The organism is Leclercia adecarboxylata (assembly GCF_023639785.1).
GTDB lineage: Bacteria > Pseudomonadota > Gammaproteobacteria > Enterobacterales > Enterobacteriaceae > Enterobacter > Enterobacter adecarboxylatus_D.
The window spans coordinates 2,429,146-2,442,555 of record NZ_CP098325.1; the positions used below are offsets into that span (position 1 = coordinate 2,429,146).

Sequence of the window (13,410 nt, forward strand, 5' to 3'; positions counted from 1 at the left end):
ATTGTGGCGACAATCGAATTGTTGTCATAATAGCCATGACAAAAAATCATACCTGGAGGTTCTGTGTCGCATCGCGCGTTCCCGCTTACTGCCGTTGAGGCGTTTATTGTTACCGCCCGGCACCTGAATCTGACCCATGCGGCAAAAGAGCTGTGCCTGACCCAGGGCGCAGTGAGCCGCAAGATCGCCGCCCTTGAAAGCTGGTTCGGTTTTCCGCTGTTTGAGCGCCACGCCCGCGGGCTACGCCTCTCGTCCCAGGGCAGCGCCCTGCTGCCGGATCTGCGCGCCTCGTATGAACACTTATTGACGGTGGCGGATCAGGCCCGGGCCCAGCAGACCGTGGTGCGCCTGAAGGTGCCCACCTGTGCCATGCGCTGGCTGGTGCCGCGACTGCTGCAGGTGGAGCGTGAACAGCCCGAGCTGCAGATTGCGCTCACCACCACCAACGATCACAGCGTAAATTTCAAAACCGAATCCTATGATGCGGCCATTGTTTTCGGCACCCACCTGAGCGCGGGGGATCTGCTGTTTGAAGAGGCCCTGACGCCGGTGCTGAGCCCGCAGCGCCAGGGCCTGGCGGTGGAGTCGCTTACCTTTCTGCATCCGACGCGGGATAAAACCGACTGGTCGCTGTGGCTGGAAAAACAGGCCGTGCAGTCGCCTGTTATGCACAAAAATCAACACTTCGACACCATGGATTTGGCCATCACCGCCGCCATTCAGGGGCTTGGCGTGGCGATAGCCGACGAGACGCTGGTGGCGGAAGATATCCGCGCCGGGCGGCTGGTGCGGCCTTACGCCAGCAGCGTCAGAACCGGCGCCAGCTACCGGCTGGTGCTGCGGGAGTCGCGGGGCAAAGCGGCGGGGCTGGCCGCCTTTCGGGAATGCCTGCTTAATCCAGGCTGACGTGGTGCTTCATCACCCGTCTGAAGAGCGCCATGCGGGCGCGCATAAATCGATTTTCAAGCTTAAAACCCGCATGTTTATTCACTCCAATGCGTAACAGAACGTCCCGCCCGTGATGACAGGCAGGCCAGCGCGTGGGGCCATTCAGCGTGTCGCACTGCCGGCTGGCATGGCGGGCGAAGTTGACCCAGTAATCGGCAACCTGAGCGGAAAACGCCAGGTCGTTGGCATTCACATACTGTCGTGCGGGCTCGGCGAGGGCGAGCGTATCGAACACGTAGGGTACCTCGTTGCCATGCCACGCCCCGTTGGCGTAGGTGGCGTGCTCGGCTTCAGCCACGTAATCGAACCAGTAGCGCCAGCACGGCTCCCCTACCCGCCGCTGGGCCTGCATTACCACAAAGCCCAGGGTGGTGAAGGCCATATCGCGGCACACCTGACGCCCCAGCTCGGTATCGTCTTTGATACCGGGATAGAGCAGCTTGATCAGCCCCAGTCCCAGCCGCCGCTCCCGGCGCAGCTTCTGGATCTGCCCGGCGAGATCGACGCCAAACACCGCCATCACGCTGGCCTCATCGCTGTTGGAACCGACCATAATCGGCACCGGATGGTGGCGAGCGGCAAAAAAGACCTCCAGCATCGGCTCCGGCAGCACGCAATCTCCCGCGATGGGAGCCGGGCCAATGTTCAGCGGCGCCGTCAGCGGCCAGAAGGCCTCGGCCGGGATCGCGCGCAGTTCTTCGGCGGAGGCGTGTTCCAGACCAAAATGGGCCGCCAGCGCCTCCCCCTTGCGGAGCGCCTGCTCCCGGGGCGTATCCGGTAGCGTATACCCGCTCTGGATTATCGCCTTATGGAACAGCCCTTTGGCCAGCGGCGAGGCCAGTAGCGACAGCACGCTGCGCGCCCCGGCAGATTCACCAAACAGCGTGATGTTCTGCGGATCGCCGCCAAACCGGGCGATGTTATTCCGCACCCACTCCAGGGCGGCCATCTGATCGAGCAGCGCAAAGTTATGCACCACCCGCTCCTCTTCGCCTTCCAGCGCGGGATGGGCAAAAAAGCCCAGGTGGCCGAGGCGGTAGTTAAGGGTGACGATCACCGCCCCGCGCTGGGCCAGCGCCTTGCCGTCATAGGGCGGCAGCCCGCCTGCGCCAATGGTAAAGCCCCCGCCGTGCAGCCAGACCATAACCGGCAGCGGCGCGGTGCGCGCCACCGGCGACCAGACGTTCAGGTAGAGGCAATCCTCTGAGAAGCGTCCCGGATCGCCCCCGCCCAGCTGCTGGCAGTACTCACTGCTCTGCCAGCTTGATGGCGAAAAGGCGGTGGCCTGGCGCACGCCCTGCCAGCTGGCTACCGGCTGCGGGGAACGCCAGCGTAATGCGCCTACCGGCGGTGCGGCATAAGGAATGGCGCGCCAGACCTGCACATCGCCGTCCGTAATGCCGCAGATATCGCCGTGGCGCGTGGTCACTATCGGGGAAGAGACGTTTTCCATATCGACCTTCAGTTGATGTCACATCCCCGCAGAGTACCGTTTTCAGAGCAAACCGCAACGTCGCATGCTGCGCTCCTCCGCCTCCCGGTAGAGGGTAAACTCGTCCAGCACCGGGCACCCCAGCGCCTGTTCAAAGGCATCCCGGCTGGCATTGCCGTGGGTGCGGGCCTGTGTCTCGTTGCCGAGGTTCGACTGGAAGATCCCGGCGGCGCTCACCGGCAGGAAGTCTTCATAGGTGATGGGCTGGGCAACCACCCAGCCGCGTTCGATCAGCGGCTGCGGATCGTCGCCGGGGCCAAAGGCATGACGGTGCGCCTCTCCGGCCGGGGTCAGGCGGTAGCGGAACCACGCCAGCCCCTGGCGGCGCAGGAAGATATCGCTGTCGGGAAACGCCTGGAAGACCTCCTGCAGGTGCAGCTGATGGGTCAGGTTATCCTTGCCGGTGCCGGCCTCCGCCAGCAGGCGATCGTACAGGTCGCGCCCTTTCGGGGTTAAGGCTACGCCGCGCTGCTCAATCTCGCCAAAGCGCGCGGTATGGGTGCCCCGCTGTTCGCCCGCAAACAGCACCGGCTCCTCCAGTGCCTTAAAGCTGGTCTGGCGCAGCAGCAGCGGCGTCTCCCGGCGCGGCGGTCCCTCGATCAGCATCTTGGGTTCAATACCGTATTCGGGCATCAACGCCTGCACCCGGTCGATATCCAGCGTGCGCGGCGTCAGGTGGTTAATGTGGCAGCCCGGGAAGCAGACCACGTCGGCAATCAGCCGGTGCTCGTTGTGCAGGGCCTGATAGGTGTCGTGATCCACCGTGGCGTGGCGATGCCAGCGGAAGGTTTCCAGCGCTTCCTGAACGAACTCTTCGGCCTGGGCCGGGGTAAAGGCCCCTTCCGTCTCGTGCAGGTCAATCAGTTCCAGGCAGCGGGGGGTGAAGATGTTGCGCCGGGCGAGGATCTCCGCCGCTTTCTCGCGCAGGGGGGCGTTGTCGATCAGATCGAGGCGCAGCAGCGAGGTAAAAATACGAAACGGATTGCGGCACAGCGCGGCATCGTCAACCGGACGAAAGGCGGTTGAGTGCACCGGCACCCCGGCCTGGGAGAGATCGTAATAGCTGACCGGGAACATCCCCATAATGGCGAACATGCGCCGCAGGGTTGCCAGTTCCAGAGCGGTGCCGACACGGATCGCCCCGTGGCGTTCAAGGTTGAGGCGAGCGAGTTCATCCGCGTTGGCCAGTTGTTCATGCAGCTTCGGGTTGTTTTCCAGTACTGCCAGATTCACATCCGCTACCAGCTCCAGCAAGGTCCCGTACTGCGGAACTTCCTGCTGGTACATCGCCGACATAGCCTGCGAAAAGTTTTCCCGAATATCATCAGCCGTGATGGTGTTCGCCATGATGTCATGCCTCCAGTGAATATTACCTGGAGTGTAGAGAAGGCCATTGCGCCTGTTTGGAAGAATTTACGAATTGTGATCCAGGTGGTTAGCTGCCTGTTTTTCATGCTTCACTGTTGACGAAGGGGTAAAGCGTCATACTTTTAGCCAGATAAAAAATATCCGTTAACAGAAATTTATATCCAGCATTATTCATTGCGCCTGAATAAAAACACCCAGGATATATTTTCACAAATATTCCACCTCTTATTTACGGTTAATATTTAATTCTTAAAGCGCTGCAGAAAATGCAACCGCTCATTTTACACTCTGAGAATAAATGATAATTATTATCGCAATAGTCTGAATTTTCAGCCGATAACCGTTATTAAATCCTCTCCTTGATAAATATCAACTACCTCGTTTTAAACCCCATGGAAAATAGGAGGTATTTTCTATGAGGGAATAATATGTCTGTATCTGAAAACAACGAAGATGACCTTCCATCAGGGGTGTCACGCAGGAGTTTCCTGAAGGCGGGTTCCGCCGCCATCGCCTTACCTTTTTTAACCTCGGGTCGCGCCGCTGCCTCCACCGCGGGGGCCGACGCATCCGTAGTGGATGCGGCGCCCGCCGCACGCGTCGTGCAGACCTGCAGCACCTTCGACTGCGGGGGAAAGTGTGATATCCGCGCGCATATTGCCGACGGCGTCGTCACGCAAATTACCACCCGGCCGGATAACGCGCTCGATCCGGAAATGCCGGTCATGCGGGCCTGCGTGCGCGGGCGCAGCTATCGCAAATTTGTTTACCATCCCGACCGCCTGAAATATCCCATGAAGCGGGTGGGTAAACGTGGCGAGGGTAAATTCGAACGCATAACCTGGGACGAGGCCACAACCCTTATTGCGGATAATATTATCCGCATTACCCAGAAATACGGTCCGGAGTCCCGCTTTGTGCATAATAATACCGCTGTAAGCGGCGGCACATTCTCCGGGGATAAAATGATGCGCCGCTTATTAAACCTGACCGGCGGGCATCTGGAATATTATCACTCCGTCAGTATGGGCAATACCGCGGCCGCCACGCCTTATACCTATGGCGCGGTTGCGACGGGTAATTCCCTCGATACGCTTCAGGATACAAAGCTGGTGATCCTCTGGGGCCATAACCCCACAGAGACCATTTTTGGCCACACCAACCACTATTTTCAGCAGATGAAGCAGAACGGCACGCGCTTTATTGTCGTCGATCCACGCTATTCCGATACCGTGTCGTCGCTGGCGGATGAGTGGGTGCCGCTGTTGCCGTCCACCGACAACGCGCTGATGGACGCCATGATGTACGTCATCATCAGCGAGAACCTGCACGATAAAGCCTTTATCGCGCGCTACACCCTGGGGTTCGATGAGGACGCCATGCCTGAAGGGGTGCCTGCCAACGAATCACTGGTGGCGTACCTGATGGGTAAAAAAGACGGTGTGGTGAAAACGCCGGAATGGGCAGAAAAAATCACCCACGTACCGGCCCAGACCATCCGCCAGCTCGCCCGGGATTACGCCACCACCAAACCCGCCGCCCTGATCCAGGGATGGGGTCCGCAGCGTCATATCTGCGGCGAGCGCACCGCGCGTGGCTCCACGCTGCTGGCGACCATCACCGGCAATGTCGGCGTGAAAGGCGGCTGGGCCGCAGGCTACGGCGGCATTGGCAACCGTAAATTCGCCACCGGGCCGGAGATGCCGGACAATCCGGTTAAAGAAAAAATCTCCATCATGAACTGGGTTCAGGCCGCCGATGACGCCAGCAAGGTGACGCCGGAAGATGGCCTGACGGGGGCAACGCAGCTTAAGAGCAATATCCGGATGCTGTTCTCGCTGGCGGGCAACTATCTTGCCAACCAGAACCCGGACATTAATCAGGCCGTGAAGGTGCTGGAGGACGAGTCAAAAATCGAGTTTATCGTCGCCAGCGATCTCTACCTGACACCCAGCGCCCGCTATGCGGATCTGCTGCTGCCGGAAACCAGCTTTATGGAGCGCTGGAATATCGGCGAAACCTGGGGCACCGGCAGCTATCTGATTTTGTCCGAGAAGATTGTTGAGCCTGAATTTGAACGCCGGTCAGACTACGACTGGCAGCGCGAGGTGGCGGCGAAGCTGGGTATCGAAGCGCAGTTTAGCCAGGGCCGCAGTGAGAAAGAGTGGATTGAACACATCTGGGAGCAGACGCGTCTCTCCATGCCGGATGAACATCTGCCCACCTTCAGCGAGCTTCAGGTTAAGCGTCAGCATCTGTTCAAAAGCAAACCGCACGTGGCGTTTGAAGCCAACATCCGCGATCCGGAGAATAACCCGTTCCCGACGCCATCGGGCAAAATTGAGATCTTCTCAAAGCGCCTGTATGACATGCACAACCCGGACATCCCTGCCCTGTCGCACTACGTTCCGGCCCACGAAGGCCCGGAGGATGCACTGGCCAGACAGTTCCCGCTTCAGCTTATCACCTGGAAAGGCAAAAACCGCGCGAACTCCACCCAGTATGCCAACCCCTGGTTACAGGAAGTGCAGGTTCAGAAGCTGTGGATCAACCCGCTGGACGCAGAGCAACGCGGCATTCGTCAGGGGGACATCGTCCGTATCCATAACCAGCGCGGCATCTGCCAGGTGCCGGCAGAAGTGACCGTGCGGATCATGCCGGGCGTCGTCGCCATGCAGGCCGGAGCCTGGTGGCAGCCGGACGACAACGGCGTCGATCTCGGCGGTTGTCCAAACGTTCTTAGCTCGGCGCGTATCACTCCGCTTGCTAAAGGTAATGCCCATCAAACCATGCTTGTGGAGGTCGCAAAGTATGACGCAGCAGTTTAATGATTTTCCGCCGGTCAGCGATAAACAGCTGGGGTTCTTCATCGACTCCTCCCGCTGTTCAGGCTGTAAAGCCTGCCAGGTGGCCTGCAAGGATAAAAACAATCTCGAGGTGGGCCGCCGCTTCCGCCGCGTTTACGAGGTGAAAGGCGGCGGGTTCATCCCTACCGGTCAGGGCGGCATAACGCAGAACGTGTATGCCTTTACCCTGTCGATCTCCTGCAACCACTGCGCAGACCCGATCTGCACCAAAAACTGCCCGACCACGGCCATGCACAAGCGCCCTGGGGACGGTATCGTGCGGGTCGATACCCGCAAGTGTGTCGGGTGCGGGTACTGCGCCTGGTCATGTCCTTATGGCGCGCCACAGATGAATGAAGAGACAGGGCAGATGTCAAAATGCGATTTTTGCGTCGACCTGCAGGCCAAAGGCGAACAGCCCATTTGCGTTGCCACCTGCCCGCTGGGGGCGATTAAGTTTGGGCCTATCGACGAGCTGCGCGCCCGCTACGGCAGCGTATGCGACGTGCAGGGCTTGCCGGACTCATCCATCACTCACCCTAATCTGGTGATCAAAGCGCACCAGGGCGCCGAGCAAGAGGAGCAACCGCATGCATGAGTTGCCGTTACTGATCTTTACCCTGCTGGTACAGGGTTCCGTCGGCATCACGCTGTTCCTGACCCTGGCTGCGGGCGCGGCGAAATCCGTGCCGCAGGCGTCGCGCCAGCTTTTGCCTGCCTTGCTGACCGCCTGCGTGATGGGCGGGCTGGGGTTGATCGCCTCCACCCTGCATCTGGGCTATCCGCTGAACGCCTTCAACGCGCTGCGCCACGTCGCGAGCTCATGGTTAAGCCGTGAAATCGTCTTTGCCAGTTTCTATCTGGCGGTGCTGGGGCTCTGTACGTTGATCCTGATGGTGAAGAAGACGCTGGTCAGCGTCCTGCTTCCTGTTGCCGCGCTGCTGGGGTTGATTGACGTCTGGTGCATGAGCGCCATCTATGCCAACAGTTCCATTATCACCTGGATGCATTTCAATACCTGGCTGATGTTCTATGGTGCGGTGGGCATTCTCGGTGCGGTGGCGATGGCCTGGCTGCCTGTCCTGAACACCGGTTCGGTGATGAAAACCCGCCGTACCCTGATGCGCCTGGCCGTTGTGTTGGTGGTGGGCATTGTCGCGGTCCGTCTGCTGGCCCAGCCTGCGTATATGGATTATCTGGCGAACGCGCCGCTTAAAAATGTGGTGACTCTGCCGCATCAGCCGCTGGCGGCATTTGCCCGTCTTGATGGGCTGCGCCTGTTCAGCTGGATCGTCTCTGTCGTCGGGGCGGTGCTCTTTGCCGTGAGCGGCTGGCGCAACCGCAGAGCGGGGCTGCTGGCCGGCGGTGCGCTGCTGGTGCTGGCGGAGATCGCGTTCCGCTTTGTCTTCTTTAGCATCAGCTAATGGCTCTCTTTCGCCTCAACGCTAAGCCCCCTGCGCCACCCGGCGTGGGGGCTTCTTGTCTGCGTAACACCTTTGCGCGCCACACCTGCCGCGTCTGCGCCGATGCCTGTCCGGTGGGGGCGATAGCGCTTTCCGCCGCCGGGCAGACCATCGATGAAGAGCGCTGTCTGCGCTGCGGTAACTGTCTTTTTCCCTGTCCGGTCGATGCGCCGGAAAATCTGCATCCTGCGCAGCGAAACTACCAGGCCGGTCGACTGGTGGCGCCGTTTTCAGCCTGCGTCTCAGCCGATGAACTCCTGATGTGGCATTACCAGTACGCTATCCGCGGCGTGGAACTGGAAGGCGCCGATCATCCGGTGTGGGTGCGGGCCATTGCCGAAGTCAACCTCCTCCTGCGGGAACGCGGTGAGCCTGAGTGGCAGATTTTTCCGCCGACACCCCGCGCCGTTAACCCGTTACGCCGCCACTGGTTACGCATCCCCGAAGAGAACGTGCAATCGGCACAGGTCGCCGCCGGTCGTCGTGCCCGCAGGCAGCTCATGTCGCCCCTTAGCGAGTATCAGCTCTCCCTCACCCTCTCCCGCTGCGTGGCATGCGGGGCCTGCGCCAGAGCCTGCCCCGAAAACGCGCTGCAGCTCACCGGGACGGCGCTGGAGTGGGAACCTGCCCGCTGCACGGGCTGCAACAGCTGTACCCTGGTCTGCTTTACGGATGCGATCCGCATAGCGCCCCAGGCAGCGGTCAGCCCGGGACAACGCTTTACCTTTACAGCAAAAACCTGCCGCAGCTGCCAACACCGGTTCTATACGTTTTCCCCTGAGGCAGATCGCTGCCACATCTGCCAGCGCCACGCGCACGCGATGCGGGAAGCCTGACCCATCACATGTTGCCGTTTTGTTATGTAAAACGGCCATTTCCCGCTTCAGATCCCCCTGCGACACCCCTGACGCATACCGCTAACTGACAGATTTTATTCGATGCTTTACTAAATCTGATGAAATGTTAATGATATTTTGCTATCAAGTTATCAAAATTAAATAACTTTCCTTGTCACGTTTAACGCTCTGTTTTTAACATCGCTTATGGAAAAAAATGGTCTGTTTTCTCAGCGCATCCGTTTGCGCCATTTGCACACTTTTGTAGCCGTCGCACAGCAGGGTACGCTTGGGCGCGCGGCTGAAACCTTAAACCTGAGCCAGCCTGCACTTTCAAAAACGCTGAACGAGCTTGAGCAGCTTACCGGTACACGGCTGTTTGAGCGCGGACGTCTGGGGGCGCAGCTCACCCTCGTGGGCGAGCAGTTCCTGACCCATGCGGTCAAAGTCCTTGATGCCCTGAATACGGCGGGCCAGTCCCTGACCCGGCGCAACGATACACCGGGCGATGTGGTGCGGATTGGTGCCCTGCCAACCGCGGCGCTGGGTATTCTGCCGGCGGTGATCGGCCAGTTCCATAAGCAGCAGCGCAACATTACGTTGCAGGTTGCCACCATGAATAACACCATGCTGCTGGCGGGGCTGAAATCCGGCGAGCTGGATCTGGGCATGGGCAGAATGTCCGATCCGGAGCTGATGAGCGGCCTGAACTATGAGCTGCTGTTCCTGGAATCCCTGAAGCTGGTGGTGCGTCCGCGCCACCCGATCCTTAACGATACCGTCACCCTTAGCCGGGTGATGGAGTGGCCGGTGGTGGTATCCCCGAAAGGCACCGTACCGCGCCAGACGGCGGAAACCCTGCTCGAGACACAGGGCTGCAAGCTGCCCTCAGGCTGTATCGAAACGCTTTCGGCCTCGCTGTCGCGCCAGCTGACGGTGGATTATGACTACGTCTGGTTTGTCCCATCCGGTGCGGTGAAAGAGGATCTGCGCCAGGGCACGCTGGTGGCACTGCCGGTCACCACTCCTGGTCCGGGCGAACCGATTGGGGTATTAACCCGCGTTGACGTCCCGCTCTCCGCCGCCACCCAGACGCTGCTGAGCGCGATACGTAAATCCATGCCGGTGTAATCACTCGTCTCTCCAGCCCGTCGTCATGACGGGCTTTTTGTTCCATTCTCAAATAATGCGAAATCATTCATTAACAATTGCACTAAACAATTTAACAGATTTATCATACCCGCCGAATTCACCAAATGGTTCATTCCAGTAACGCATCGGTGACTTCTTTGCCGCCACACTGGCGTCATGCTCGACTTTTTCATTAAGGATCTTCTCTTCTTTTACCCATTTGGTTCAGGGCTGGGTCTGCCCTGTCCAGTGAAGACAAGATTACTTCAGGAGACAGAAATGGCTATAGGTAATTCGCTACGTGGGTTCCCCCGGTTCCTGCAGTGGCTGCTGGTTGGTCTGATGGCACTCATCGGGCTGGCCGTCGGTGGGCTGGGCTTTAAGCTCGTTACCGTCGGGGGAAGCTGGTACTTCCTGATCATGGGCGTAGTGATGCTGGTCGCCGCGTTCCTTATCGCGCGCGGGCGCCCGGGCGGCATCATGCTGTATGCGGTGGCGTTTATCGCCTCGCTCGTCTGGGCTGTGAGCGATGCAGGCTGGGATTTCTGGCCGCTGTTCTCGCGCCTGTTCACCTTCGCGGTGCTGGCGTTCCTTTCCGCCCTCGTCTGGCCGTTCCTGCGCGGTGTGGATCGCCCGGTCAACAAAGCCCCGGCCTTTGGCGTTGCCGCCGTGCTGGCGATCGCGATGCTGGTGAGCTTCGGCTGGATGTTTAAGCCGCAGACCCTGGTCAGCGCCAGCGAGCCGGTGCCGGTTAAACCGGTGACGGAAGGTGAGCAACAGAAGAACTGGGCGCACTGGGGTAACACCACCCACGGCGACCGCTTCGCAGCGCTGGATCAGATTAACAAGCAGAACGTCAGCGATCTGAAAGTGGCCTGGGTTGCCCACACCGGCGACATCCCGCAGAGCAACGGCTCCGGCGCGGAAGATCAGAACACCCCATTGCAGATTGGCGATACGCTCTTCGTCTGTACGCCGTACAGCAAGGTGCTGGCGCTGGACGTCGACTCCGGCAAAGAGAAGTGGCGCTATGATTCCAGAGCCACGGCGCCAAACTGGCAGCGCTGCCGTGGTCTGGGCTATTTTGAAGACACCACAAACGTGACAACGTCACATACAGAGACGCAGCCTGCCGCCTGCGCGCGCCGTCTGTTCCTGCCCACCACCGATGCCCGCCTGATTGCCCTTAACGCCGACAACGGCAAGGTTTGCGAAGATTTTGGCGACCACGGCGTGGTTGACCTCAGCGTCGGCATGGGTGAAGTGAAGCCAGGCTACTATCAGCAAACCTCCACCCCGCTGGTGGCGGGCAACGTGGTGGTTGTGGGCGGACGCGTCGCGGATAACTTCTCTACCGACGAGCCACCGGGGGTGGTGCGCGCCTATGACGTGCACAGCGGTAAGCTGGCCTGGGCCTGGGATCCAGGCAACCCGAACATCACCGGCCTGCCGCCGGAAGGCCAGACCTACACCCGCGGGACGCCAAACGTCTGGTCAGCCATGTCCTATGACGCGAAGCTGAACCTGATTTACCTCCCAACCGGTAACGCCACCCCGGATTTCTGGGCCGGTCAGCGTACCGAACTGGATGACAAATACAGCTCCTCCATTGTGGCGGTGGATGCCACAACCGGTCAGGTGCGCTGGCATTTCCAGACCACCCACCACGACCTGTGGGACTTTGACCTCCCATCGCAGCCGCTGCTGTACGATCTGCCGGACGGTAAAGGCGGCTCCACGCCGGTGCTGGTGCAGACCAGCAAGCAGGGCATGATCTTTATGCTCAACCGCGAAACCGGCCAGCCGGTTGCGAAGGTGGAAGAGCGTCCGGTGCCTGCCGGTAACGTCGAAGGCGAGCGGTATTCCCCTACCCAGCCGTACTCCGTCGGCATGCCGATGATCGGCAACCAGACCCTGACCGAATCGGACATGTGGGGCGCAACCCCGGTTGACCTGCTGCTGTGCCGCATCCAGTTTAAAGAGATGCGTCACCAGGGCGTCTTTACCCCGCCGGGTCTGGATCGCTCCCTGCAGTTCCCGGGCTCCCTTGGCGGCATGAACTGGGGCAGCGTGTCGGTTGACCCGAACAACAGCCTGATGTTTGTCAACGATATGCGTCTGGGGCTGGCGAACTACATGGTGCCGCGCGCGAATGTTGCCAAAAACGCCAGCGGGATCGAGATGGGAATTGTGCCGATGGACGGCACGCCGTTTGGCGCCATGCGCGAACGTTTCCTGTCACCGCTGGGCATTCCGTGCCAGAAACCGCCGTTCGGCACCATGTCTGCGGTGGATCTGAAGTCCGGCAAACTGGTGTGGCAGGTGCCGGTGGGTACCGTGGAAGATACCGGTCCGCTGGGGATCCGCATGCACATGCCCATCCCGATCGGCATGCCGACCCTGGGCGCATCGCTCTCCACCCAGTCCGGCCTGCTGTTCTTCGCCGGTACGCAGGATTTCTACCTGCGCGCGTTTGATACCGCCAACGGGAAAGAGATCTGGAAGGACCGTCTGCCGGTGGGCAGCCAGTCCGGCCCGATGACCTACGTGTCGCCGAAAACCGGCAAGCAGTACATCATCATCAACGCCGGTGGTGCGCGCCAATCTCCGGATCGCGGGGATTACATCATCGCCTACGCGTTGCCCGATAAGAAGTAAACGCCTGTTACCCGCAAGCCGGCCCAATTGTGGCCGGCTTTTTTATGCTCAGGGTTTGGCAGAGAGGGCGTTTTCGATCCAGGTCGCCGTCGTGCCGTTCTGGTAACTGACCACCAGGTTCTGATGGACCCCGGCAGGCCAGCAGCTGCGTAACACCGCGCGTTTGGTCTCATCGAAGAAGGGTTTATCCCCCGCCGCTTCGTAGTCCGTCGCCCTGCCGTTCAGCTTGACGTTAAATGACACCGTCACCCGGCCGGAATATTTCTGCGCCGCAGCCTGCTCAGGATAGCGCGGCTGCACCCGGTAGACATCGCCGTCGCAGTCCGCCTGTCCATTATCCACGGTCGATGTACTGCCGCCCACCGGGAAGGAGAGCCCGACGCCCACCCCGCCATTGCCCCCGCCGCCGCCGATCCCTATGCCGCCAATGCCCACGCTGCCACCCGATGCACAACCGGCCAAAAGCCATGCTGTGCAAACTACCTGCGTAAATCGTTTCATCGCCCTTTTCCTCTTCAGCCCTTACAACCAGCATAGCGGGGAATAAAAAAAGGGTTCATGTCGAAACATGAACCCTTTTTGCCCGGCGGCAATGGTGCCCCTCTATTGCCGGGTGGCGCTACGCTTACCCGGCCTACGAAAACCCACCTGGTGCCAGGTTTCGTAGG

General features: G+C 60.0%; 10 protein-coding genes. 7 read left to right on the forward strand and 3 right to left on the reverse strand.

What is annotated here, in order from left to right:
- The first annotated feature begins 63 nt into the window (after positions 1 to 63).
- On the forward strand, positions 64 to 906 hold the full coding sequence (locus NB069_RS11630) for a LysR substrate-binding domain-containing protein (protein ID WP_250583697.1): 843 nt from the start codon (positions 64 to 66) through the stop codon (positions 904 to 906).
- Here the strand turns inward: NB069_RS11630 and NB069_RS11635 are convergent.
- Both NB069_RS11635 and hglS read right to left on the reverse strand, forming a co-directional pair.
- Positions 893 to 2,401, reverse strand: coding sequence for a carboxylesterase/lipase family protein (locus tag NB069_RS11635; RefSeq protein WP_250583699.1), 1,509 nt, complete (start codon positions 2,399 to 2,401; stop codon positions 893 to 895). The genes NB069_RS11630 and NB069_RS11635 overlap by 14 nt on opposite strands.
- Positions 2,402 to 2,443: 42 nt before the next feature.
- Positions 2,444 to 3,787, reverse strand: coding sequence for a 2-oxoadipate dioxygenase/decarboxylase HglS (gene hglS, locus NB069_RS11640; protein ID WP_250583701.1), 1,344 nt, complete (start codon positions 3,785 to 3,787; stop codon positions 2,444 to 2,446).
- Positions 3,788 to 4,236: 449 nt separating this feature from the next.
- Between hglS and NB069_RS11645 the strand changes: the two genes are divergently transcribed.
- From NB069_RS11645 to NB069_RS11670, 6 genes are all read left to right on the forward strand, one after another.
- Entirely contained in the window at positions 4,237 to 6,636 is a 2,400-nt protein-coding gene (locus NB069_RS11645) for a DMSO/selenate family reductase complex A subunit (protein ID WP_250583703.1), read from the forward strand.
- Positions 6,620 to 7,252, forward strand: a complete 633-nt coding sequence (locus tag NB069_RS11650; protein WP_250583705.1) for a DMSO/selenate family reductase complex B subunit — start codon at positions 6,620 to 6,622, stop codon at positions 7,250 to 7,252. Before NB069_RS11645 ends, NB069_RS11650 begins: the two co-directional genes overlap by 17 nt.
- Entirely contained in the window at positions 7,245 to 8,078 is an 834-nt protein-coding gene (locus NB069_RS11655; RefSeq protein ID WP_250583707.1) for a dimethyl sulfoxide reductase anchor subunit family protein, read from the forward strand. Before NB069_RS11650 ends, NB069_RS11655 begins: the two co-directional genes overlap by 8 nt.
- Complete coding sequence (locus tag NB069_RS11660; RefSeq protein ID WP_250583709.1) at positions 8,078 to 8,953, forward strand: 4Fe-4S binding protein; 876 nt, start codon at positions 8,078 to 8,080, stop codon at positions 8,951 to 8,953. Before NB069_RS11655 ends, NB069_RS11660 begins: the two co-directional genes overlap by 1 nt.
- A 207-nt stretch (positions 8,954 to 9,160) precedes the next feature.
- Entirely contained in the window at positions 9,161 to 10,084 is a 924-nt protein-coding gene (locus tag NB069_RS11665) for a LysR substrate-binding domain-containing protein (protein ID WP_250583711.1), read from the forward strand.
- Positions 10,085 to 10,363: 279 nt separating this feature from the next.
- Entirely contained in the window at positions 10,364 to 12,742 is a 2,379-nt protein-coding gene (locus NB069_RS11670) for a glucose/quinate/shikimate family membrane-bound PQQ-dependent dehydrogenase (protein WP_250583713.1), read from the forward strand.
- A gap of 48 nt (positions 12,743 to 12,790) precedes the next feature.
- Here NB069_RS11670 and NB069_RS11675 read toward each other — a convergent pair whose 3' ends face one another.
- Positions 12,791 to 13,243, reverse strand: coding sequence for an energy transducer TonB (locus tag NB069_RS11675; protein ID WP_250583715.1), 453 nt, complete (start codon positions 13,241 to 13,243; stop codon positions 12,791 to 12,793).
- Positions 13,244 to 13,410: the final 167 nt, after the last annotated feature.